The 21,432-nt window shown below is 59.9% G+C and carries 27 protein-coding genes; 19 read left to right on the forward strand and 8 right to left on the reverse strand.

Annotated features, from left to right (window positions below; translation table 11 throughout):
* Positions 1 to 2 precede the first annotated feature (2 nt).
* The 10 genes from rplR to rplQ all read left to right on the forward strand — a co-directional run bounded on the left by rplR (position 3) and on the right by rplQ (position 6,668).
* The gene (gene rplR / locus OEG84_RS02575) at positions 3 to 365 is read left to right on the forward strand and encodes a 50S ribosomal protein L18 (RefSeq protein WP_267652282.1); all 363 of its coding nucleotides are present in this window, start codon (positions 3 to 5) and stop codon (positions 363 to 365) included.
* Between the two features lie 45 nt (positions 366 to 410).
* Positions 411 to 971 carry a 30S ribosomal protein S5 gene (gene rpsE, locus OEG84_RS02580; RefSeq protein WP_267652283.1) on the forward strand — a complete coding sequence of 187 codons (561 nt, stop codon included), beginning with the start codon at positions 411 to 413 and terminating at the stop codon, positions 969 to 971.
* Between the two features lie 38 nt (positions 972 to 1,009).
* A complete protein-coding gene (gene rpmD, locus OEG84_RS02585; protein WP_007197129.1) occupies positions 1,010 to 1,210 on the forward strand; it encodes a 50S ribosomal protein L30 in 201 nt (66 codons plus the stop codon).
* A gap of 16 nt (positions 1,211 to 1,226) precedes the next feature.
* A complete protein-coding gene (rplO, locus tag OEG84_RS02590) occupies positions 1,227 to 1,721 on the forward strand; it encodes a 50S ribosomal protein L15 (protein ID WP_267652284.1) in 495 nt (164 codons plus the stop codon).
* A 196-nt stretch (positions 1,722 to 1,917) separates the two neighbouring features.
* Positions 1,918 to 3,258 (forward strand): preprotein translocase subunit SecY, encoded by a 1,341-nt coding sequence (secY, locus tag OEG84_RS02595; RefSeq protein WP_267652285.1) that lies wholly within the window; start codon positions 1,918 to 1,920, stop codon positions 3,256 to 3,258.
* Positions 3,255 to 3,839 carry an adenylate kinase gene (locus OEG84_RS02600; RefSeq protein WP_267652286.1) on the forward strand — a complete coding sequence of 195 codons (585 nt, stop codon included), beginning with the start codon at positions 3,255 to 3,257 and terminating at the stop codon, positions 3,837 to 3,839. Before secY ends, OEG84_RS02600 begins: the two co-directional genes overlap by 4 nt.
* 343 nt (positions 3,840 to 4,182) lie before the next feature.
* Positions 4,183 to 4,551, forward strand: a complete 369-nt coding sequence (rpsM, locus tag OEG84_RS02605; RefSeq protein ID WP_267652287.1) for a 30S ribosomal protein S13 — start codon at positions 4,183 to 4,185, stop codon at positions 4,549 to 4,551.
* A gap of 141 nt (positions 4,552 to 4,692) precedes the next feature.
* Positions 4,693 to 5,082: a 30S ribosomal protein S11 gene (rpsK, locus tag OEG84_RS02610; protein ID WP_267652288.1), complete on the forward strand. Its 390-nt coding sequence runs from the start codon at positions 4,693 to 4,695 to the stop codon at positions 5,080 to 5,082.
* Positions 5,083 to 5,188: 106 nt separating this feature from the next.
* Positions 5,189 to 6,199: a DNA-directed RNA polymerase subunit alpha gene (locus tag OEG84_RS02615; RefSeq protein ID WP_267652289.1), complete on the forward strand. Its 1,011-nt coding sequence runs from the start codon at positions 5,189 to 5,191 to the stop codon at positions 6,197 to 6,199.
* A gap of 43 nt (positions 6,200 to 6,242) precedes the next feature.
* A complete protein-coding gene (gene rplQ, locus OEG84_RS02620) occupies positions 6,243 to 6,668 on the forward strand; it encodes a 50S ribosomal protein L17 (RefSeq protein ID WP_267652290.1) in 426 nt (141 codons plus the stop codon).
* 157 nt (positions 6,669 to 6,825) lie between these two features.
* Here rplQ and msrQ read toward each other — a convergent pair whose 3' ends face one another.
* Positions 6,826 to 7,476, reverse strand: a complete 651-nt coding sequence (msrQ, locus tag OEG84_RS02625) for a protein-methionine-sulfoxide reductase heme-binding subunit MsrQ (RefSeq protein ID WP_267652291.1) — start codon at positions 7,474 to 7,476, stop codon at positions 6,826 to 6,828.
* Between the two features lie 2 nt (positions 7,477 to 7,478).
* Entirely contained in the window at positions 7,479 to 8,435 is a 957-nt protein-coding gene (msrP, locus tag OEG84_RS02630) for a protein-methionine-sulfoxide reductase catalytic subunit MsrP (RefSeq protein WP_267652292.1), read from the reverse strand.
* Positions 8,436 to 8,985: 550 nt separating this feature from the next.
* Between msrP and OEG84_RS02635 the strand changes: the two genes are divergently transcribed.
* A complete protein-coding gene (locus OEG84_RS02635) occupies positions 8,986 to 10,281 on the forward strand; it encodes a DegQ family serine endoprotease (RefSeq protein WP_267656063.1) in 1,296 nt (431 codons plus the stop codon).
* Positions 10,282 to 10,285: 4 nt separating this feature from the next.
* Entirely contained in the window at positions 10,286 to 11,599 is a 1,314-nt protein-coding gene (locus tag OEG84_RS02640) for a replication-associated recombination protein A (protein WP_267652293.1), read from the forward strand.
* Positions 11,600 to 11,809: 210 nt separating this feature from the next.
* Here OEG84_RS02640 and OEG84_RS02645 read toward each other — a convergent pair whose 3' ends face one another.
* Entirely contained in the window at positions 11,810 to 12,172 is a 363-nt protein-coding gene (locus tag OEG84_RS02645) for a type II toxin-antitoxin system HicB family antitoxin (protein WP_267652294.1), read from the reverse strand.
* Positions 12,169 to 12,423, reverse strand: coding sequence for a type II toxin-antitoxin system HicA family toxin (locus OEG84_RS02650; RefSeq protein WP_267652295.1), 255 nt, complete (start codon positions 12,421 to 12,423; stop codon positions 12,169 to 12,171). The genes OEG84_RS02645 and OEG84_RS02650 overlap by 4 nt, the downstream gene beginning before the upstream one ends.
* Before the next feature lie 297 nt (positions 12,424 to 12,720).
* On the opposite strand from OEG84_RS02650, the gene OEG84_RS02655 reads away from it, so the two are divergent.
* The 6 genes from OEG84_RS02655 to OEG84_RS02680 all read left to right on the forward strand — a co-directional run bounded on the left by OEG84_RS02655 (position 12,721) and on the right by OEG84_RS02680 (position 17,203).
* Positions 12,721 to 13,269, forward strand: a complete 549-nt coding sequence (locus OEG84_RS02655; protein WP_267652296.1) for a flavodoxin domain-containing protein — start codon at positions 12,721 to 12,723, stop codon at positions 13,267 to 13,269.
* An 80-nt stretch (positions 13,270 to 13,349) separates the two neighbouring features.
* Positions 13,350 to 13,724: a fluoride efflux transporter CrcB gene (gene crcB / locus OEG84_RS02660; protein WP_267652297.1), complete on the forward strand. Its 375-nt coding sequence runs from the start codon at positions 13,350 to 13,352 to the stop codon at positions 13,722 to 13,724.
* 22 nt (positions 13,725 to 13,746) lie between these two features.
* Positions 13,747 to 14,736 carry an RluA family pseudouridine synthase gene (locus OEG84_RS02665; RefSeq protein ID WP_267652298.1) on the forward strand — a complete coding sequence of 330 codons (990 nt, stop codon included), beginning with the start codon at positions 13,747 to 13,749 and terminating at the stop codon, positions 14,734 to 14,736.
* Complete coding sequence (locus OEG84_RS02670) at positions 14,733 to 15,380, forward strand: HAD-IA family hydrolase (protein WP_267652299.1); 648 nt, start codon at positions 14,733 to 14,735, stop codon at positions 15,378 to 15,380. The genes OEG84_RS02665 and OEG84_RS02670 overlap by 4 nt, the downstream gene beginning before the upstream one ends.
* 17 nt (positions 15,381 to 15,397) lie before the next feature.
* Positions 15,398 to 16,186: an ATP12 family chaperone protein gene (locus OEG84_RS02675; protein ID WP_267652300.1), complete on the forward strand. Its 789-nt coding sequence runs from the start codon at positions 15,398 to 15,400 to the stop codon at positions 16,184 to 16,186.
* Positions 16,187 to 16,441: 255 nt separating this feature from the next.
* Positions 16,442 to 17,203, forward strand: a complete 762-nt coding sequence (locus OEG84_RS02680) for a hypothetical protein (RefSeq protein WP_267652301.1) — start codon at positions 16,442 to 16,444, stop codon at positions 17,201 to 17,203.
* Between the two features lie 77 nt (positions 17,204 to 17,280).
* Here OEG84_RS02680 and fghA read toward each other — a convergent pair whose 3' ends face one another.
* The 4 genes from fghA to OEG84_RS02700 form a co-directional block, all read right to left on the reverse strand.
* Positions 17,281 to 18,114 (reverse strand): S-formylglutathione hydrolase, encoded by an 834-nt coding sequence (gene fghA / locus OEG84_RS02685; protein ID WP_267652302.1) that lies wholly within the window; start codon positions 18,112 to 18,114, stop codon positions 17,281 to 17,283.
* Between the two features lie 141 nt (positions 18,115 to 18,255).
* Positions 18,256 to 19,365 carry an S-(hydroxymethyl)glutathione dehydrogenase/class III alcohol dehydrogenase gene (locus tag OEG84_RS02690; protein WP_267652303.1) on the reverse strand — a complete coding sequence of 370 codons (1,110 nt, stop codon included), beginning with the start codon at positions 19,363 to 19,365 and terminating at the stop codon, positions 18,256 to 18,258.
* Positions 19,366 to 19,544: 179 nt separating this feature from the next.
* Positions 19,545 to 19,928: a helix-turn-helix domain-containing protein gene (locus tag OEG84_RS02695; RefSeq protein ID WP_267652304.1), complete on the reverse strand. Its 384-nt coding sequence runs from the start codon at positions 19,926 to 19,928 to the stop codon at positions 19,545 to 19,547.
* Positions 19,929 to 20,142: 214 nt separating this feature from the next.
* Positions 20,143 to 20,535, reverse strand: a complete 393-nt coding sequence (locus OEG84_RS02700; protein WP_324288165.1) for a hypothetical protein — start codon at positions 20,533 to 20,535, stop codon at positions 20,143 to 20,145.
* A gap of 200 nt (positions 20,536 to 20,735) precedes the next feature.
* Here OEG84_RS02700 and OEG84_RS02705 point away from each other — a divergent pair, with 200 nt between their 5' ends.
* Positions 20,736 to 21,374: a hypothetical protein gene (locus OEG84_RS02705; protein WP_267652305.1), complete on the forward strand. Its 639-nt coding sequence runs from the start codon at positions 20,736 to 20,738 to the stop codon at positions 21,372 to 21,374.
* Positions 21,375 to 21,432 lie beyond the last annotated feature (58 nt).

Genomic DNA, 21,432 nt, shown 5'->3' on the forward strand with positions numbered 1-21,432 from the left:
AAATGGCTAGCAGGAAACAATCCCTTACGCGTCGGGCCGACCGTGTCCGCCGCCAGCTCAAAGCGGTGGCCAATGGCCGTCCGCGCCTGTCGGTTCATCGCTCGTCGAAGAACATCTACGCACAGATCATCGATGACGCCGCAGGCCGTACGCTTGCTTCGGCATCGACCTTGGACACCGGCCTTCGTGGTGATCTCAAGACTGGCGCCGATGTCTCTGCGGCGTCTGCGGTTGGCAAGTTGATTGCCGAGCGTGCGACAGAAGCAGGCGTCAAGGATGTGGTCTTCGACCGCGGCGCCTTTATCTATCATGGCCGTATCAAGGCCCTCGCCGAAGCAGCCCGCGAAGCCGGTCTGACTTTCTAATCAAAACCAGCCGATTGATTCCGGAAAAGAATAAGGAAAAGGACAATGGCCAAGGAAGGTCGTCGCGATAACCGCGGCAGAGACGACGAGCGCGATAGCGAATTCGTCGACAAGCTTGTTCACATCAACCGCGTTGCCAAGGTCGTCAAGGGCGGCCGCCGCTTCGGTTTTGCAGCCCTGGTGGTCGTTGGTGACCAGAAGGGTCGCGTTGGCTTCGGTCATGGTAAGGCGCGTGAAGTGCCGGAAGCCATCCGCAAGGCAACCGAAGCCGCCAAGCGCGAACTGATCTTTGTTCCGCTGCGTTCGGGCCGGACCCTGCACCACGATGTGCATGGCCGTCACGGCGCCGGCAAGGTACTGCTGCGCGCTGCCAAGCCTGGTACAGGGATCATCGCCGGTGGTCCGATGCGTGCCGTGTTTGAAACGCTGGGCATGCACGATGTTGTGGCCAAGTCGACCGGGTCTTCGAACCCGTACAACATGGTCCGCGCCACATTTGATGCGCTCAAGAACCAGATGCACCCCAAGGACATCGCGGCTCAGCGCAGCATCAAGTATTCCACGCTCCAGGCTCGCCGCGGTCCTTCCGCTGGCGGCGAAGAGTAATCGGGCGTCTGCCTTATTCATATTAGGGAGCCAAGACCATGGCTGACAATAAAAAGGGCAAGACGGTCACCGTCGAACAGATCGGCAGCCCGATTCGCCGCCCGAACGTCCAGCGCCAGACGCTGATCGGCTTGGGCCTCAACAAAATGCACCGCCGCCGGACCCTCGAGGACACGCCGTCCGTTCGTGGCATGATCCGTTCGGTCAGCCACCTCGTTCGCGTCGTCGACGAGCAGTGAGTGGGAGTGAACTATCATGAAACTCAATGAGATCACCGACAACGAAGGTGCTACCAAGAACCGCAAGCGCGTAGGTCGCGGCATTGGTTCGGGTACCGGCAAAACCGGTGGACGCGGCGTCAAGGGACAGAAGTCTCGTGGCGGCGTTGCCATCAACGGTTTTGAAGGCGGCCAGATGCCAATCTATCGGCGTCTGCCTAAGCGCGGCTTCAAGAACATCTTCTCGAGCGACTTCAATGTCGTCTCCGTCGGCCGCATTCAGACGGCGATCGACGCGGGCAAGCTCGACGGCAAGGGCACGATCGATGCAGTCGCTCTCAAGGCAGCTGGCGTCATCCGTCGCATCAAGGACGGAGTGCGGGTTCTGGCCGATGGCGAACTGAAGGCCAAGGTCACCCTCGAAGTCGGCGGCGCCTCGCGCACCGCCATCGAGAAGGTGGAAAAGGCTGGCGGCACCGTCAAGGTGCTGGAAGTCGCACCTGCCGCTGCGCCGGTTACCGAAGAGAAGTAATTATTTGGCCGCCCGGTGCTTCACACCGGGCGGCTTTCGTCCCATATGGGACAGGTCGGCGCGACTCAATGCGGCGGCCGGGGCAGGCGCAGCCGACCGGTGGTCCGGTCAAGCCGCAACGTCCGGTGAAACCAACTCAGGCCCTCCGGAGATGATCGGGTTCATCGGGCGCCGGATGGGCCGCGCGGAGAACGCAATGGCATCTGCAGCCGAACAACTCGCTTCCAATCTTAATTTCTCGGCTTTCGCCAAGGCGGAAGACCTCAAGAAGCGGATCTGGTTCACTCTTGGCGCACTTCTGGTGTATCGCCTGGGTACCTATATTCCGTTGCCGGGCATCAACCCGGGCGCCTTTGCGCAGGCTTTCCAGGGCCAGTCGGGCGGCATCCTTGGCCTGTTCAACATGTTTGCTGGCGGCGCTGTCGAGCGTATGGCGATTTTCGCTCTCGGCATCATGCCCTATATCTCGGCCTCGATCATCATTCAGCTGATGACCTCCGTTGTCCCGACGCTTGAGCAACTCAAGAAAGAGGGCGAGCAGGGTCGCAAGATCATCAACCAGTACACTCGCTATGGCACCGTGCTTTTGGGCACCGTGCAGGCCTACGGCATCGCCGTCGGGCTTGAGTCGGGCAATGGTATTGTTACCGATCCGGGCTGGTTCTTCCGCATTGCTACCGTCATCACTCTGGTCGGCGGCACCATGTTCCTGATGTGGTTGGGCGAGCAAATTACTGCGCGCGGCATCGGCAACGGCATTTCATTGATCATTTTCGCCGGCATCGTCGCCGCGATGCCGAGCGCTGTCGCCGGCACCCTGGAACTTGGCCGTACCGGCGCCTTGTCGACTGGCCTGATCATTGCGGTCATCGTCGTCGCCATTGCGGTGATTGCATTGATCGTGTTTGTCGAGCGGGCACAGCGGCAATTGCTGATTCAGTATCCAAAACGCCAGGTTGGCTCGCGGATGTTCCAGGGCGATACGTCGCACCTGCCGCTCAAGCTCAACACATCGGGCGTGATTCCGCCGATCTTTGCCTCGTCGTTGCTTCTGCTGCCAGCCACCGTCGCGGGCTTTGCTGCCACCGGCAATATGCCGGCCTGGGCGACCACGCTGCTGGCCTCGGTTGGCCACGGTCAGCCGGCTTATATGCTGCTTTACGGCGGTTTGATTGCGTTTTTCGCGTTTTTCTATACCGCGATCGTCTTCAATCCGAAGGACACCGCGGACAATCTCAAGCGGCACGGCGGCTTCATTCCGGGTATCCGTCCCGGTGATCGTACCGCCGAATATATTGACTACGTGCTGACCCGTGTAACGGTGGTCGGTGCGATCTACCTCGTTTTCGTCTGTCTCTTACCCGAATTTCTAATCGCGCAGACCGGCGTTCCGTTCTATTTGGGTGGAACATCGCTTCTGATCGTTGTGTCGGTGACGCTCGATACGGTTGCGCAGGTTCAGGGACATCTTATCGCCCAGCAATATGAGGGGTTGATCAAGAAGTCTAAACTTCGGGGAGGGAAGAGGGGACGATGAAACTTATTCTTTTGGGGCCACCCGGCGCAGGCAAGGGTACACAAGCCCAGCGCCTCGTCGAGAAACACGGTATTCCGCAATTGTCGACCGGTGACATGTTGCGCGCAGCAGTCGCAGCGGAAACAGAAGTCGGCCAGCGGGCCAAGGCGGTGATGGATGCCGGCGAGCTCGTCTCTGACGATATCGTCAACGCCATCGTCTCCGATCGCATCGATCAGCCTGATTGCGCGCGCGGCTTCATCCTTGATGGCTATCCGCGGACGCTGATTCAGGCCGACGCGGTGGAAGCCATGTTGGCGGGCAAGCACATGAAGCTTGATTCGGTCATCGAGCTTGTTGTTGACGACCGAGCGCTTGTCGGTCGAATCATCAAGCGGGCGGAAGAAGCGGCCGCCGCCGGGCAGCCGGTCCGCAAGGACGACAACGCGGAAGTGTTCGAAGAACGCCTGCGCGAGTATTACAAGAAGACTGCACCGTTGACCGGGTACTATTACGCCAAGGGCGCGTTGCGCACCGTTGACGGCATGGGAACCATCGACGAGGTAACCGAGCAGATCGAACAGGTTCTGGCCACGCTCTGATTGGATACGCGATATCGGGATGGCTGGCTGCTGCTCATGAGAAGCCTGCCTCTCGAAGCGCTCCGTGCGCAAATACTGTGGGCCAAGAGCTTGACGAAAGCCTTGTAGTTCCGCTAAGACCCGCGCAACTCGCAACATGCAGGCGATCGGTGCGATTATTCCTGGTTAATCGGGGATACAGCTCTGGTCGCTTTAAGCGTGCCGGGAATCAGCATGCGCAATGTGATTGATCTTGTCCGCAAGGGCGACCAATTCATTGTTTCAGACTACCCGCAAGGGCCGGCCTCCACCGGACGCGGGCAACGATAACCCGCCGGCACGACCGGCCCACATGGAGAAGCACATGGCCCGCATAGCAGGCGTAAACATTCCGACAAACAAGCGCGTCGTCATCGCACTGACCTACATTCACGGTATCGGCAACAAGTTTGCCCAGCAGATCGTGGAGAAGGTCGGTATTCCGTTGGACCGTCGCGTCAATCAGCTGTCGGATTCCGAAGTGCTGCAGATTCGTGAAGCCATTGACCGCGACTACCAGGTTGAAGGCGACCTGCGCCGCGAGAACTCGATGAACATCAAGCGTCTCATGGACCTTGGTTGCTACCGCGGCCTGCGCCATCGTCGCGGCCTGCCGGTGCGTGGTCAGCGTACCCACACCAATGCCCGCACCCGTAAGGGTCCGGCAAAGGCGATCGCTGGTAAAAAGAAGTAATTTGGGCCCGCCTGACTGGCGGCGACAATTTTGGCGCGGTGGGTCTGCTGATCTCCGCGCCGATGTTTTCGCCTATAGCCAGGCGTCTCCCGGTGGAGCCGCTGGTGTTACGGCGGTGCAGATATCTCGAAAGGAAAATTCATGGCCAAGGAAGCCGGACGCGTCAAGCGTCGCGAACGTAAGAACATCTCGTCGGGCGTAGCCCACGTCAGTTCGACATTCAACAACACGATGATCACCATCACTGATGCGCAGGGAAACACCATTTCCTGGTCGTCAGCCGGTGCCAAGGGTTTCAAGGGATCGCGTAAGTCGACCCCGTTTGCTGCCCAGATGGCTGCCGAAGACGCCGCCAAGAAGGCGCAGGATCACGGCATGAAGACGCTCGAAGTCGAAGTTTGTGGCCCCGGTTCGGGTCGTGAGTCGGCACTCCGGGCGCTGCAGGCTGCCGGTTTCACCATCACCTCGATCCGTGATGTGACCCCGATCCCGCACAATGGCTGCCGTCCGCGCAAGAAGCGTCGCGTCTGAGTTTGTTTCAGATTTATCGTCGGGCCGGGTTTTACCTGCGCCCGTTTAATTCTCTTCTCACTTGGCCGTCACGATTGGATGGTGCGGCAACAGGAAGGTATCAGACATGATTCAGAAAAACTGGCAGGAATTGATCAAGCCAAGCAAGGTCGAGTTCTCGACCACAAGCCGCACCAAGGCTTCTGTGGTTGCCGAACCGCTTGAGCGCGGCTTTGGCCTGACCCTGGGCAATGCCCTGCGTCGGGTGCTTTTGTCCTCGCTGCGCGGCGCTGCCGTCACGGCAGTGCAGATCGACGGCGTTCTGCATGAGTTTTCGTCTATCCCGGGTGTTCGCGAAGATGTCACCGACATCATTCTCAACATCAAGGAAATCGCCATCCGCATGGAAGGCGATGAAGCCAAACGCATGGTCGTGCGCAAGCAGGGCCCGGGCGTTGTCAAGGCAGGCGACATCCAGACCGTTGGCGATATCGAGATCCTCAATCCCGAGCACGTGTTGTGCACGCTGGATGAGGGCGCTGAAATCCGCATGGAATTCACCGTCAACAACGGCAAGGGCTATGTGCCGGCAGATCGCAATCGCGCTGAAGACGCGCCGATTGGCCTGATCCCGGTCGACAGCCTGTATTCGCCGGTCAAGAAGTGTTCCTACAAGGTGGAAAACACCCGTGAAGGACAGGTTCTCGATTATGACAAGCTGACCCTGACCCTGGAAACAGATGGCTCGGTGAGCGGTGAAGACGCTGTTGCCTACGCGGCCCGCATTCTTCAGGACCAGCTCGGTGTGTTCGTCAACTTCGACGAGCCGCAGAAGGAAGTTCACGAGGAAACCGTCGCGGAACTCGCTTTCAACCCGTCGCTTCTCAAGAAGGTCGACGAGCTGGAACTGTCTGTCCGTTCGGCCAACTGCCTCAAGAACGACAACATCGTCTACATCGGCGACCTTATTCAGAAGACGGAAGCCGAAATGCTCCGGACTCCGAACTTTGGCCGCAAGTCACTCAACGAGATCAAGGAAGTTTTGGCTTCCATGGGCCTGCATCTGGGTATGGAAGTTCCGTCCTGGCCGCCGGAAAATATCGAAGATCTCGCCAAGCGTTACGAAGACCAGTATTAAACCCTTAAGGCGGGCATAGGCCTGCATGTGAAGGAGACGAGCCATGCGCCATGGAAATTCCGGCCGCAAGCTGAACCGCACCTCTAGCCACCGCAAGGCGATGTTCGCCAACATGGCGGCTTCGCTCATCGTGCATGAGCAGATCGTGACCACCTTGCCAAAGGCCAAGGAAATCCGTCCGATCGTTGAAAAACTCGTTACGCTCGGCAAGCGCGGCGACCTGCATGCCCGCCGTCAGGCGATCTCGCAGATCCGCGACAACGATGCCGTTCGCAAGCTGTTTGATGCGATTGCGACCCGCTACGCCACCCGCCACGGCGGTTACATCCGGATCATGAAGGCCGGCTTCCGCACAGGCGACAACGCGCCGATGGCCGTTGTCGAATTCGTCGATCGCGATCCCGATGCCAAGGGCGCCCAGGACCGCGCTCGCGTGGCTGCCGAGGCTGCCGCAGAAGAAGCCGCGTAAGCGCTTCCTTCTGGCAAAGCAGAAAATTGAAAGGCCGGGTGCTTCGCGCATCCGGCCTTTTTCGTTGGATCCGGCGTCTGGGTCGCAGGATCGGTGTTTATGCATCGATCCCGTTTTTTGCGCGTACCTGCGTGAACGAGGGCTGTTTTCCGGGTGGTCAGGCTGATCCGGCAATGGCCGAAGGGCGTGCCACCGGCGCCCGTTTCCAGGCCATGAAACGCCTGCGAACCAGGCGCCATCCGATCAGAACCACTATCAACCCCGCATAGATCAACTCCCGGGCGCCGATCACCTTGACCGACAGGCAAAAGTGCAGGGCTCCGGCTGCGGCAACCGGGTAAATCAGCCGGTGCAACTTGGCCCAGCCAGGCCCAAGCTTGCGGATTGACCATCGGTTGGATGTCAGCGCCAGCGGGATCAGCATTACCAGTGCCGCCATGCCGATGGTGATGAACCAGCGCTTGACGACATCATCAATGATCATGCCGAAAGCCAACCGCTTGTCGAGCACCATGTAGGCGAGGAAATGCATCGCCACGTAATAGAATGCCAACAGGCCGAGTGCCCGACGATAGCGCAGCCAGTTGATACCCGCCAAATCTCTGAGTGGCGAGATTGCCAGCGTCAGGATCAGAAACCGCAAGGCCCATTCGCCCAGCAGATGCTCGAAGATCTTGACTGGGTTGCCAATAAGTTGGCCCGTCGCGCCGAGATGGAATGTCCAGACAGCCGGAATCAGGCCAGCCGCATAGAGCGCCCAGATCGAGGGGCCGTGAAGCTGCTTTGGCATCGAGGGCAGTCGCATCATGGTCAGAAATTTGCTTTCAGATCCATGCCGTCATACAGGCTGGCGACCTCGTCGGCATAGCCGTTGAACGGCAAGGTTTCGCGCTTGTTGGAGCCGAAGAAACCGCCACCGCCGATCCGGTTCTCGGTAGCCTGGCTCCAGCGCGGGTGGTCGACCGCCGGATTGACGTTGGCGTAAAAGCCGTACTCGTACGGGGCCAGACGGTTCCATGTGGTTACTGGCTGCTCTTCGGTGAGTGTAATCTTAACGATCGACTTGACGCCCTTGAAGCCATATTTCCATGGCGTCACCAGCCGCACCGGGGCGCCATTCGGGTTGGGCAACGTTTTGCCGTAGAGGCCCGTCGCCAAGATTGCCAGCGGATGGCGCGCCTCGTCAAGCCTGAGGCCTTCGACATAGGGCCAGTTCAGCGGCTGGAACACGCCGCGCTGCCCCGGCATTTCCTCCGGGCGAACCACGGTTTCAAAGGCAACGTAGCGGGCGCTGCCGAGTGGTTCGACCCGGTCAAGCAGGTCAGCAAGTGGAAAGCCGATCCAGGGGATCACCATCGACCAGGCTTCCACGCACCGCATCCGGTAGACCCGCTCTTCGAGTTCAAACCCCAGCAGATCGTCCTGGTCGAAAATCATCGGCTTGTTGACCAAACCATCGACCTTGAGAGTCCAGGGAAGCGGATTGAAGTCGCCCGAATTGGCGGCCGGATCGTCCTTGCCGGTGCCGAATTCATAGAAATTGTTGTAGCTGGTGACGTCCTTCTCGGGTGTCCACTCTTCTTTCGGATCGTAATCGCCAGGCTTTGCCTTGAGCGCCTGTTGTGCAATGGCTGCCTGCGCAAGCGAGGGCACCGAAAGGGCAATCCCGCCTGCGGCCGTCATGCGTAGCATATCGCGGCGGTTCAGATAGCAATCTTCCGGTGTGATCTGCGAGCTGACGATCGGGCGAGGGCGGTAGCATGGCATGGCGGTGTGGACTCCCGTGAGGTCGACAAGGGTGGGTTCATACGCGTCTTGCCCCATCAAGATAGCCGGAAGGGTGGCCTGACAAGGGCGGCTTTGGCCACTTTTTCGTGTAGTCGGCGTGAACCGCACCAGTTGCGTCTTCCTGGCGCCCAGGACAATGCGCCTACCGGGCGCGGCAGTTTTGCCGCAGCAGCGATTGGTCCGCTGCCATGAAGCCGCCAAACTGATGATGACTTTGCATCACCAGTCAGGCCATACTATTTCAAATCATTGAGGATTCCCGCCATGATTCCAGATCGCTCGCGCTTCCGCGCCATTTCATTTGCCCTGCTGGCTGCCTTTGCGCTTGTTGTGACGACGTCGTTGCCTGTGGTGGCCCAGGATGCGGCCGGAAATTCGGCCAGTGATTCGGGCAGTGATCTCGGTCGGCGACGCAATCGGCAAGCTTTTCAAGGATGTGCTGCGCGGCACCACCGAGCAAGGCGCCGAATCGCTCACACCTCCGGCAACGACAGAGCCGCAGCGCCAGTTGCCTGCATCGCGCACCCAGATGATGCAGTCATTTTCACCACTGGTGAAGGCCACCGCGCCGGCTGTGGTCAATGTCTATGCCGACCGTCTGGTGCAGCGCCGGTCTTCGCCCTTTGCGGGCGATCCATTTTTTGAACAGTTTTTCGGCCAGCGTCTGCCCAACCGCACCGAACGGCAATCCTCGCTTGGCTCTGGCGTCATCATCCAGAGCAGCGGGCTGGTGGTTACCAACAACCATGTGATCAAGGATGCTGACGACATCCGCATCGCTCTGGCCGACGGGCGCGAATTCAACAGCCGCATCCTGCTCAAGGACGAGCGCCTCGATCTGGCCGTGTTGCAGATCGAAGGTGAGGGGCCGTTCCCGGTGATCGAGTTCGGTGACACCGATTCCATCGAGGTCGGCGATATCGTGCTCGCCATCGGCAATCCGTTCGGTGTCGGCCAGACCGTGACCAGCGGCATTGTCTCGGCTCTGGCGCGCAACCGCGTCGGCGTCTCCGATTTCGGGTTTTTCATCCAGACCGATGCAGCCATCAACCCGGGTAATTCCGGTGGCGCATTGATTGACATGAATGGCCGCCTGATAGGTATCAACACGGCGATCTTTACCCGCTCCGGCGGCTCCAACGGCATCGGTTTTGCCACACCCGCCAATCTGGTGCGGGCCGTGGTCGAAACCGCGGAATCGGGTTCCGATATTTTCGAGCGGCCTTATATCGGTGCCACGTTCGAAACCGTGACATCCGACATCGCCGAAGCGCTCGGCCTCGATCACGCCACCGGTGCGCTGATCTCCGATGTGGCCGCCGATGGACCGGCCGCCAAGGCGGGCCTGCGCGCCGGCGACATCATCCTGGGCTTCAATGGCCAGCCGGTGGAACATCCCGATGCGCTGGGCTACCGCCTCGCCACCACCGGCGTCGGCGCCACCGCCGAACTCGATGTCCTGGGCCGCAAGGGGCGCAAGACCGTCAAGATCACCTTGCAGGCGGCGCCCGCCGACGATCCTCGTGATCGACGGACGCTGGAGGGGGAGAACCCGTTTGCCGGCGCTGTGGTCTCCAACATCACCCCGCGGATTGCCGATCAATTGCGGCTGTCGCCATCGTTGCGCGGTGTGATCATCATTGAGGTGCCACGCCAGTCGTTGGCGTCGCGCTACGGGTTCCGACCGGGTGACATCATCTCCGATGTCAACGGCGCCACCATCACCACGGTCGATGGTCTCGCCGAAGTGCTGAAAAGAGGCGCCAATTTCTGGCGTTTCGAGATCATCCGCGACGGTCGGCGCATCCGCCAGATCATTCGGTGACACGATGAGTGACCTGTTCGCCGATCCTGCAGTCATGGACAACACCAAACGTCCACTTGCCGACCGCTTGCGGCCGGCGAGCCTGGCTGAAGTCACCGGCCAACCGCATCTGACAGGCGTCGATGGCGCCATCACCCGGATGATCGCCTCGGGCAGCCTCGGCTCGATGATCTTCTGGGGCCCGCCCGGCACCGGCAAGACCACGGTGGCGCGGCTGCTGGCCGGCGAGACCGATTTGGCGTTTGACCAGATCTCGGCAATCTTTTCCGGCGTTGCCGATCTCAAGAAAGTGTTCGAGACGGCGCGCGCCCGGCGCATGTCAGGGCGTCAGACACTGCTGTTCGTCGACGAAATCCATCGCTTCAACCGCGCCCAGCAGGACAGCTTCCTGCCGGTGATGGAAGATGGCACCATCGTGCTGGTCGGTGCCACCACCGAAAATCCTTCGTTTGAACTCAACGCTGCGCTGCTCTCACGTGCCCGGGTGCTGACCTTCCAGTCGCATGACGAGGAAAGCCTCGAAAGCCTGCTGGTGCGCGCTGAAACCGACACGGGCAAGCCGTTGCCGCTCGAGCCCGACGCGCGGACGAGCCTGCTCAGGATGGCCGATGGCGATGGCCGCGCCGTGCTGACGCTGGCCGAGGAAGTCTGGCGTGCCGCCCGTGACGACGAGATGTTCGACACCGAGGCGCTGGTGGGGATCGTCCAGCGCCGCGCGCCGGTCTACGACAAGGGCCAGGACGGCCATTACAATCTCATTTCAGCGCTGCACAAATCGGTGCGCGGTTCCGATCCCGATGCCGCTCTCTATTATCTCTGCCGGATGTTTGATGCTGGCGAGGATCCGCTGTTTCTGGCTCGCCGGCTGGTGCGCATGGCGTCTGAGGAAATCGGCATGGCCGATCCGCAGGCGCTCGTGGTCGCCAATGCCGCCAAGGACGCCTATGATTTTCTGGGCTCGCCGGAGGGTGAACTGGCCCTGGCCCAGGCTTGCGTCTATCTCGCCACGGCACCCAAATCCAACGCCGTCTACACCGCCTATAAAGCCGCAAGGCGGGTCGCCAAGGAGGGAGGCTCGCTGCTGCCGCCCAAGCACATCCTCAATGCGCCGACCAAGCTGATGAAGGCCGAGGGCTATAATGAGGGCTACCGTTACGACCACGACGAGCCCGATGCCTTTTCCGGACAAGACTATTTTCCCGAAAAGCTTGGCCGCAAGCAATTCTACGATCCGCCCGAGCGTGGTTTCGAGCGCGACATCCGCAAGCGGCTGGAGTTCTGGAGTAAGCTCAGAAAAGAGCGTTCAGGCAAAGGGTAGGCCACAATGACCAGTAAGACGGCCGGAAAGCATTCCGAAGATAGTCATTATGGCGGCCAGAGTCCTTGGGCTTTATAATAACGGTGTGCTGGCCGAAAGCGGCGCGCTTCTTGGTTTTCGCAACGCGCGAAGGCCTTGCCGGTAATTCTGACAAGTTGCGGTGTCGTTGGCGCTGGACTTATAGAGCAGACATTTGAACGCAATCGAATGTCATGCGCTCAATTGTTCTTCTGCAAAGTTGTCTAGGTTCACAGCGTTCGACAAAACCTCCTCTGCCCATTGGTTGAGGCTCTTGCCGGTCAGTTCTGCGGCAATGACGGCCTTGCGGTGGATTTCCGGATCGACACGAAACATGACCTTTCCCGAATAGGGTTTTTGGGGCGTTTTTCCGATCTTGGCGCAGGTTTCGAGGTAATCATCCACAGCTTCATGGAATGCAGCTTTGAGTGTGGCCACGCTGTCACCGTGAAACCCGATGATGTCCTGAATTCCGGTAATTCGTCCTGTGAATATTTCATCACTATCGTCGAATTCGATGCGGGCGTGAAAGCCCTTGTAGCTCATTGTGCTCACGGTTTAACTCCAATTTGTTCGAGAAATGCTCGGGCATCCTTGACCTGATAACGTTTGGCTTCCTTTGCAGGGTGCGGGCGATGAAACGATGCAACAACCTGATCTTTGACAAACCGCACCCGGGAACCATTTCCTTCGATCAACTCGGCGCCAGCTGCGATCAGCAAAGTTTCAACATCAGCCCACGCGATCGTGCCGGAAACAGGCGTGCTGAAGATCGCTTTGAGCGTCTTTTGTTGCTTGCTGTTCATGCAAGCACTATAGGAGTTTGGATGGGTTTGTGCAAGCATATTGTGCAAGCGTATTGGTGGGCCAATAGTCGCATCAATTATACTTTTGCCGTCTGGCCGAATCCCATGGCCGCACCGCGCCGGTCAATGCGCTGATTTGCGATCTGGTGGATGCGGCCTTTGCCGCCGGAACCTCGCCGGAATTGCCGGGCTCGGTGCTATTGGCGAAGGCGCGTCGCGTAAGCGGTTGACCTGCGTCAATGCCGGATCGTCGCCCGTGGGGCATTCTCTGCCCGAACAGATCAAGGAGAGTGCACCATGCCCATTCTGGTTCTATACGCCACGGTCGAAGGTCACAGCCGCAAGATTGCCGAACATGCTGCCAACCAGCTTGAAGAACTCGGCCACAGCGTCATCGTCGGCGACGTTCGCGAACCCGGCTTTGCCATTCCGGGCCGGTTTGACGGTGTGCTCCTGTGTGCGCCGATCCATATGGGGCGCTATCCCGACGCGATGGTCCGGTTCCTGCGCGACTGGAAGGATGCGCTGGAAGCGGTCCCCACGGCGCTGATCTCGGTTACGCTTGGCATTCACAGCGAAAACGCCGAGGAACGTGCCGAGGCCGAAGGTTTTCCGGCCAAGCTGGAGCGCAAGACCGGCTTTCGTCCACGCCGCATCCATCACGCTGCCGGCGCGCTGAAATTTCTCGAATATGACTTTTTCAAGCGCATGCTGATGCGCCAGATCTCCGCCAGCGAGGGTGGGCCGCTCGACACCGGCAAGGACCACGAGTTCACCGACTGGGCAGCGCTTGATGCCTTTGTGCAGGAAATTGCCGACGACATCGCGCTGGCAGGCAAGGGCTGAGCGGCGTCGTGCCGCAAATCTGGGCTGCTACCCGGCACGGGCGTCTTTATCAGCGCGTCAAATTCGGTTAAGCAGCGTGGATGAACGCACTTCTTTTCGTCTTTATCGGCGGCGGGTTCGGCGCCGTGGCGCGCCATCTCTCGGCATCGGCGGTAATCCGCTGGTCGGGCCCCGGATTTCCCTGGGGAACGATGGTCGTCAACATTGTCGGATCGCTGGCCATGGGCCTGCTGATCGCCTGGCTGGCGCGCCGCTCGGCTGGTGATGCGCATCTGCGATTGTTGCTGGCAACCGGCTTTCTTGGCGGATTTACCACCTTTTCCGCATTTTCGCTCGATGCAGTGACGCTTTACGAGCGTGGCGCGTTGACGGCGGCGGCTGCCTATGTGATTGCCAGCGTGACATTGTCCATTCTCGCGCTGTTTGGCGGCCTCTGGCTTGCGCGCCAGCTCTGAGAACAAATCCAAGAGACCCATCATGGCGGGCGTACAGCTCATACAGGTCGAACCAGACGAAGCCGGCATGCGGCTCGATCGCTGGTTCAAGGTGCATTTTCCAGGCCTCGGCTTCGGGCCGCTGCAAAAGCTGCTCAGATCCGGGCAGGTCCGCGTTGATGGCGGTCGGGTCAAATCCGACGCGCGGGTGCAGCCCGGTCAGACCATCCGGGTTCCGCCGATGGATGTCGACGAGAAATCCACCGGCCCGCTGACCGCCAAGACCATTCGCAACAGCAATGACCACGATGTGCTCAGCCAGATGCTGCTGCACGAAGATTCAAAGGTACTGGTGTTCAACAAGCCCGCCGGGCTCGCGGTTCAGGGCGGCTCCGGTGTCACCCGCAATGTGGATGAAATGCTGGAAGCTTGGCGCAACAAGAAGGGCGAAAAGCCGCGGCTTGTGCATCGGCTTGACCGCGACACCTCCGGGGTTCTGGTGGTTGCCCGCACCCGCGGTGCGGCGCAGGCGCTGACCGCGGCCTTCCGCGAGCGCACCACCAAGAAAACCTACTGGGCACTGGTCAAGGGCGTGCCGCGCGACAGGGAAGGCAAGATCTCCACCTGGCTGATCAAGGAAGCCACTGAGGATGGCGACCGGATGCGCGTAGCCAAGCACGGAGAGCAGGGCGCCGACCATGCGGTGTCCTATTACCGGATCATCGACAAGGCCGCCCAGAACCTCGCCTGGCTCGAATTCGAGCCCTATACCGGCCGCACCCACCAGCTACGTGTCCATGCGCTGCATCTGGGCCACCCGATCATCGGCGATCCAAAGTATTCCGATACCGACTACAACTGGGAATTTCCCAGCGGCATGCAGAAACGGCTGCATTTGCTGGCGCGGCATATTTCGGTGCCGCATCCCGATGGCGGGCGGCTGTCGGTGACCGCCCCCTTGCCACCGCACATGGTTCAATCCTGGAACCTGCTTGGTTTTGAGGAATCCACAGCCGGGGAGAAGGATGAATGAAGCTGGCGCTGTTTGATTGCGACGGCACGCTGGTTGACAGCGCCGCTGTGATCCATACCTGCATGGAGCGCACATTTGTTGATTTTGGCGCAGCCCGGCCGACACTCGATCTTACCAAGTCGATCATCGGCTTGACGCTTGATCTTGCCATCGCGCAAATGCTGGCCCGACCGGTCGACGAAGAAATTACGGCGATGACCGCACGTTACAAGGAGCATTTCACGCTCCACCGTGAAACGGGTGGAGCGCCCGAGCCCGCCTATGACGGAATTCTGCCGCTGATCGATGCATTGGCGGGGCGTGACGATGTCATTCTTGGCGTGGTCACCGGCAAGTCCCGCCGCGGTCTTGATGCGATATTGGCCAATCACGGCATGACCAAGTCCTTCTTTGTCACCCGTACCGCCGATGATTGCCCCTCCAAGCCGCACCCGGCGATGGTGCTTGAATGCTGCGCCCATGCCGGTATTACGCCCGAAAGCACAGTGGTGATCGGCGATGCGATCTACGACATGCAAATGGCGGTCAACGCCGGCGCGCGCGGCATCGGTGTCGCCTGGGGCTATGCGCCGGTCGACGCGCTTCACGCCGCCGGCGCACGGCACGTGGTTAACCGCGCTGACGAGATCGCCGCCCTTATCTGACGACAGGAGACGCTCCCATGCGCGACATTCTCAGCGATCTTGATCTTGGCGACGACAAGATGTCCGATCCGGTCCAGCAGGCACAGGTGGGACTACGCAAGAAATTGCCCAAACGGTTCTACACCCAAGCCGCCGCCGTGCCAGGCGCCGAGGGCGGGTTTGTGGTAGCGCTTGACGGCAAGAGCGTGCGCACCCCCTCGCGCCATGAGCTTGGCGTGCCGGATCAAAACCTTGCCGAGGCATTGGCCGCCGAATGGGCAGCGCAGGAAGAAACCATCGACCCGGCGACGATGCCGCTCACCCGTATGGTCAACACTGCCCTTGATGGAGTCTCCACGGCGCGTGAAGCTGTGTTCGAGGAAATCTTGCGCTACGGTGGATCAGATCTTCTGTGTTACCGCGCTGGAACACCGCAAGCGTTGAGTGAACGCGAAGCCGAGATCTGGGATCCCTATCTCGACTGGGCCGCAAACCAGGGCGCGCGGCTGGTGCTGGCCGAAGGCATCGTCCATGTCGAACAACCGGCCGAAGCCATCCGGGCATTGGCGGTCTTGTTGCGGCGCTTTTCTTCCGATCTGCAAATGACGGCGCTGCACGCAGTCACCTCGCTGACCGGCTCGCTGCTGCTGGCACTGGCGCTGGCCGAGGGTTACGCGACGCCTGCTGACATATGGGACGCCGCCCATGTGGACGAAGATTACAACGTGACCCATTGGGGCCAGGATCACGAAGCCGCTGCACGCCGCGCCAAGCGGCAGGTTGAATTCGAGGCGGCTGTGTTGATTCTCGAAGCCTGCAAGGCTTGAACGTTTAACGTCGGGTTGATGCGCTCGACCCGAGCCTGCCGACGATATGTTAACCATACGCTAACCATAAGGTGCGAATTATCCGGTATGTAAAAATTACTATTCCGGAGCGCAGGCGTGTCAGCAACCAAGCAATATCCATCACGTCTGCTGCAGATATTCTTCATAATCTGTGTGGGATTGGCAGTTTCTGCCTGTGCGGGCCGCCCCAAGCCGCTCGAGCCGAACAGGGCGGTTAATGTCACTGAAGTGAGTGTGACCGCGCAAAGTATCCTTGATGCCGGCTTTGCCAATGATCTTCAGCGGCGGCTTGAAGCCACTGTCGGTCGCGCCACCCGCGACATCGGCCAGCCCACGCGCCTTGATGTGAGTGTGCTTGATCGCGGTTCTGACGCCAGTCCGCTGGGCTTGTTTGGTGATTCCCGGCGCGCAGCCACAGTGAATCTGCTTCTCAGCGACGCAGATACGGGCGTAGTTCTCAGTTCACGCGCCTTGCGGGTTAGCGCAGCCGGCTATGGCCCTCAGCGCGACAGTGGTCTGATGGCACGGCTGGTTGCTGATATCAGGGCAGTGCTCGGTCTTTCAGGCTACGCACCGCATCCGGTTGGCGGCGTCAAGCGTCCGGTCGTCCAACCCCACTACCGGGCTGATGTAATGGAAGACGTACCGCTCACCGATATGGAATTACTGGCCGATCCGTTGCTCAACGGCACCGTGACGCCAACCAGCTTTGTTATCGATTCCGGTTCGGAGGCCGCTCCGGTGGCGGATCTGTCGAGGCCACTGCTTTCAGCAGAGCCTACCGTTGCAGAGCCAGCGATCAGAGGGGCAGGGGATGACCAGCCCATGGTCGCGAAACCGATTCCGTCTCCCGCCGGTATTGTCGTTCCGCAAGCCTTGGAACTTCCTGCCAGCGCGCCCAGCACGGAGCCTGACAAGCCGGTGACGTCCGATGACGACGATGTGCCTTGCATCATCACCGTCGACAATGATTGCATCGATCCCGATAGCCGTTGATGGTTTTACGGGCGCGCCAAAAAAAGACGAGCTGATATGCCCGGTCTTTTGCAATCAGTTGCTATTCACTCTGAGCATCAGACAAGCCGTTCGGCATGCCAGGCAAGGTGGTCGTCCATGAAGGTCGAGACGAAGTTGTAGGAGTGGTCATAGCCCTCCTGCATGCGCAAGGTTAGCGCGATCCCGGCGTCCGTGCAGGCCTGTCCCAGCAACCATGGTCGCAAGCCAGTTTCCAGGAACCCGTCGGCGGTTCCCTGATCCACCAGGAAGGCATCAAACCGCGCACCGTCGGCAATCAGCAGGGTGGCGTCATGACGGCGCCAGAGGCTTTCATCGTCGCCGAGATATTTTGCCAGCGCCGGGCGCGACCAGTCCGCCGTCGATGGCTGTACGATTGGCGCGAATGCCGAACAACTCTTGAACCGTTCCGGATTTTTAAGCGCAAAGGTCAGCGCGCCGTGTCCGCCCATGGAATGACCCATTACTGACTGGCGGCCCATATCGGCGGCGAAATGGGCGGCGATGAGCGCCGGTAATTCCTCGAGGATATGAGTTTCCATCCGGTAGTGGCTGGCCCATGGCGCCTCGGTCGCATCGAGATAGAACCCCGCGCCCTTGCCAAACTGCCAATTGTCGGGCTCGTCGGGCACATGGTCGCCGCGCGGACTCACATCCGGGCAGACGATGATCAGGCCGAGTTCGGCCGCCAACCGCCGATATTCACCCTTGTCCATGACATTGGCGTGGGTGCAGGTCAGTCCGGAGAGATACCAGACCACAGGGCACAATTGTTCCTTGGCCTGCGGCGGCGTGAATACGGCGAAGGTCATGTCGCACCCACAGGCTTGCGATGAGGTCGTGTAGACGCCCTGACGTCCGCCATGGGCCTTGGCTTCCGATACGATTTTCATGGACTGATTCCGTTGCTGACGGATGGAGTGATATCGGTACCAATGCGCGCCGTATCAAACCGGTTCCGGATGACACGCATTGGCTCATTGTTTTTCCATGTCGCTATTGCAAAACCGCTTCTCGGACTTGCGCAACATGCATCAGTAGATAACGACGCTGCGGATGCTCTCGCCGCGGTGCATCAGGTCAAAGGCCTCGTTGATGCCTTCAAGCCCCATCGTGTGGGTGATCATCGGGTCAATCTCGATCTTGCCTTCCATGTACCACTCCACGATTTTCGGTACATCCGTGCGTCCACGCGCGCCGCCGAAGGCTGTTCCGCGCCAGGAGCGGCCGGTCACCAGTTGGAACGGGCGGGTGGAGATTTCCGCCCCGGCCGGTGCCACGCCGATGATGATGCTCTCGCCCCAGCCCTTGTGGGCACATTCCAGAGCTGTGCGCATGACGCCGACATTACCGGTGGCATCGAATGTGTAATCGGCACCGCCCTTGGTCAGATCGACGAGGTAGGGCACCAGATCGCCTTCGACTTCGCTTGGATTGACGAAATGTGTCATGCCGAACCGGGTTGCCATTTCCACCTTGCCGGGATTGAGGTCCACACCGACGATCATGTCGGCGCCGGCAAGTCTGAGGCCCTGCAGCACATTGAGGCCGATGCCGCCGAGACCGAAGGCGATCGCTTTGGAGCCGATCTCGACCTTGGCGGTATTGATCACGGCGCCGATACCGGTGGTAACGCCGCAGCCGATGTAACAAACCTTGTCGAACGGTGCATCCGGGTTGATCTTGGCCAGCGCGATTTCCGGCAGTACCGTGAAATTGGCAAATGTCGAAGTGCCCATATAGTGAAAGATCGGCTTGCCATTGACCGAAAAGCGCGAGGTACCGTCGGGCATCAGGCCCTGGCCCTGGGTGGTGCGGATCGACTGGCACAGATTGGTTTTCGGGTTGAGGCAATATTCGCATTCACGGCATTCCGGCGTGTAGAGCGGAATTACGTGGTCGCCCTTTTTCAGCGATGTGACGCCGGGCCCGACATCGACCACCACGCCGGCGCCCTCATGCCCCAGAATCGCCGGGAAGATGCCTTCCGGATCGGCGCCCGAGAGTGTGAACTCGTCGGTATGGCAGATGCCTGTGGCCTTGATTTCGACCAGCACCTCACCGGCGCGCGGTCCGTCCAGCTGGACGGTGGTGATTTCCAGCGGTTTTCCCGCCTCAAAGGCTACGGCTGCGCGAACGTCCATTCCGGTACTCCTGAAAGCTGCTCATGTCTTGACGTAGGAAACTGCCAGAGTGGCGCGTTTGGCTCAACCCCGGTTTGTGTCTGCAATTGATTTTGCGAGGATTCAGTTTCCGGCAAATGGCGGCAAGCCATCTGCGGGAGCCGCGCCGCGCCGGAATTAGTCCGGCGCGGCAGGCGCAATCAGTCGTGGGCGGCTCGGGTCAGCGTGACCAAGCGGCTTTCGAGCGATTCGACACAGGCAGTCACCTGTGCGGCAAGTTCCCTCAGTCGGTTGATCTCGCCGGTCATCTCATCGACGGCGATCGACATGTTTTGCGATTGGGGTGCATCACCGGTACCGCTGATCAGCCAGGCTGGCGAAATTCCCAGAACGCCGGCCAGCGTCATCACCTTGTTCGCGCGCGGCTCCGAGCGGTCGGTTTCCCATTCGGCCAGCGTTTCGGTGGTGACGCCGAGGCGCGATGCGGTTTCTTCCAGCGTCAGACTGGCGAGATCGCGGGCGCGGGTAATCCGTCCACCAAGCGTGTCGTCGTCGTCATAGATTTCCGCTGTCATTACATTCATCGATTCATTCCCTTCGAATACGGACTTGCGAATGCGTCCGCGCTCGCTCATTGGCGTCGCAGACGATCCGATGATGCCTATGCATGAGCCATGGCGTGCGTGTGAACCCGCATCGGCGCGACATGCATATGGCGTGTCAGTCGCGGTTACCCATCGCCAGCAGAATTTGCGGCGCGCCCCTTACGTCTGTATCACTGTGCAGTGAAGGCCGAATCTATTCAATCGGGGTCAGGGTCTCTGTTCCGGCGCCGGCAGTATCGGCGATTGTCCACACGCCGTCCAGTGTGCCGTCCTGCATTAATTCATAAACCACCAGTCCGACCGCGCCGCTTTCGAACACATAGGCCGCTGCAAAGGCGTTCTGATTGACCATGCAGATGCCGCTTGAGGACGTGCCAGTGTCCCACGCGATGCGGCAGGTGGTGGCGCTGGTTACATCTATCTGCGCAGTGCCGGAATAGCTGCTTCCGTCCAGATTGGTGCCTTCCACCTGATAGCTGCCGCCAATCGTTTGTGCCTGTGCGGATCCAAGCGCCATTAGCATCATGGTTGCGCCGGCCAAGCCAGATTTCATCATGCTGAATTTCACCATCGAAGCGATCTCCAAAATCAGGCTGCCGAAAAGCCGGTGGCCTCGAAAAACCGTCTGCTCAGATCCAGGAATTGTCAATCACGGTGATGCTGTGAGCCTGAGGTTTTGGCGCCCGCGCTGACGGCAACTTTGCATTAACCGTGAGCCTTGGTATTTTAGAAACTCCTTAATGGCAGAGTGTTTCTCACATTTCATGATGAAATGGGGAGCAAGAAATGAGTGAACTACGCCTTTCTTACCCAGCATGTACGCTGGCCGAAAAATCCAATTTCACGCCGCAAGACGTCCAGTTGATTGAGAACCGGGTGTTTGCCAGGGGGCTTGATGGCCCCGATGCGGTGGCGACCCTGCTGGCGCTTGAGCACTGCCGAGCCGAAAAATGTGTCGAGTGGGACGAGTTTTTTATACGCACATTGACCGATCATGTTGTCAATCACCTGGCCCCCGCAGGGACCATGACGAGGGCCAAGGCCGACTGGCTGCGACGGGCGCTCGCGCGCGGCGGGCTGATTGCCAGCCGCAACGAAATCGAAGCGCTGGTGCGGATCATGGAAATGGCCGGCACCCAGAGCCATCATCTGGCAGCCTTCGCGCTGAGCCAGGTCTGGCACGCCGTCGTTGAAGGCGAGGGTCCTCTTGCCAGCCGCCGCAAAGGTCTGTGGGCGGTGCTGGGCATGGAACAACTCACCTACATCAATCGCGTGCTCGCAGCGCTGGGATCGGCCCAGCCATTCTCGGTAGCTGACGCGGAAGCACTGTTTGATCCCGCGCTCGACCTGACCCCGGGCGGCCAGAAATCAGCCTGGCGCGAGTTCATCGCCCGTGTTGCCGGTCCCGGCGCGGTTGCTGCCTGACCTGCACAGACCTCAATGAGGCAGGTCGGCAGGCCGTGGGTTTACCACCTGAACAATC

Origin of the sequence: Hoeflea algicola, from assembly GCF_026619415.1 — a bacterium.
GTDB classification, from domain to species: Bacteria; Pseudomonadota; Alphaproteobacteria; order Rhizobiales; family Rhizobiaceae; genus Hoeflea; species Hoeflea algicola.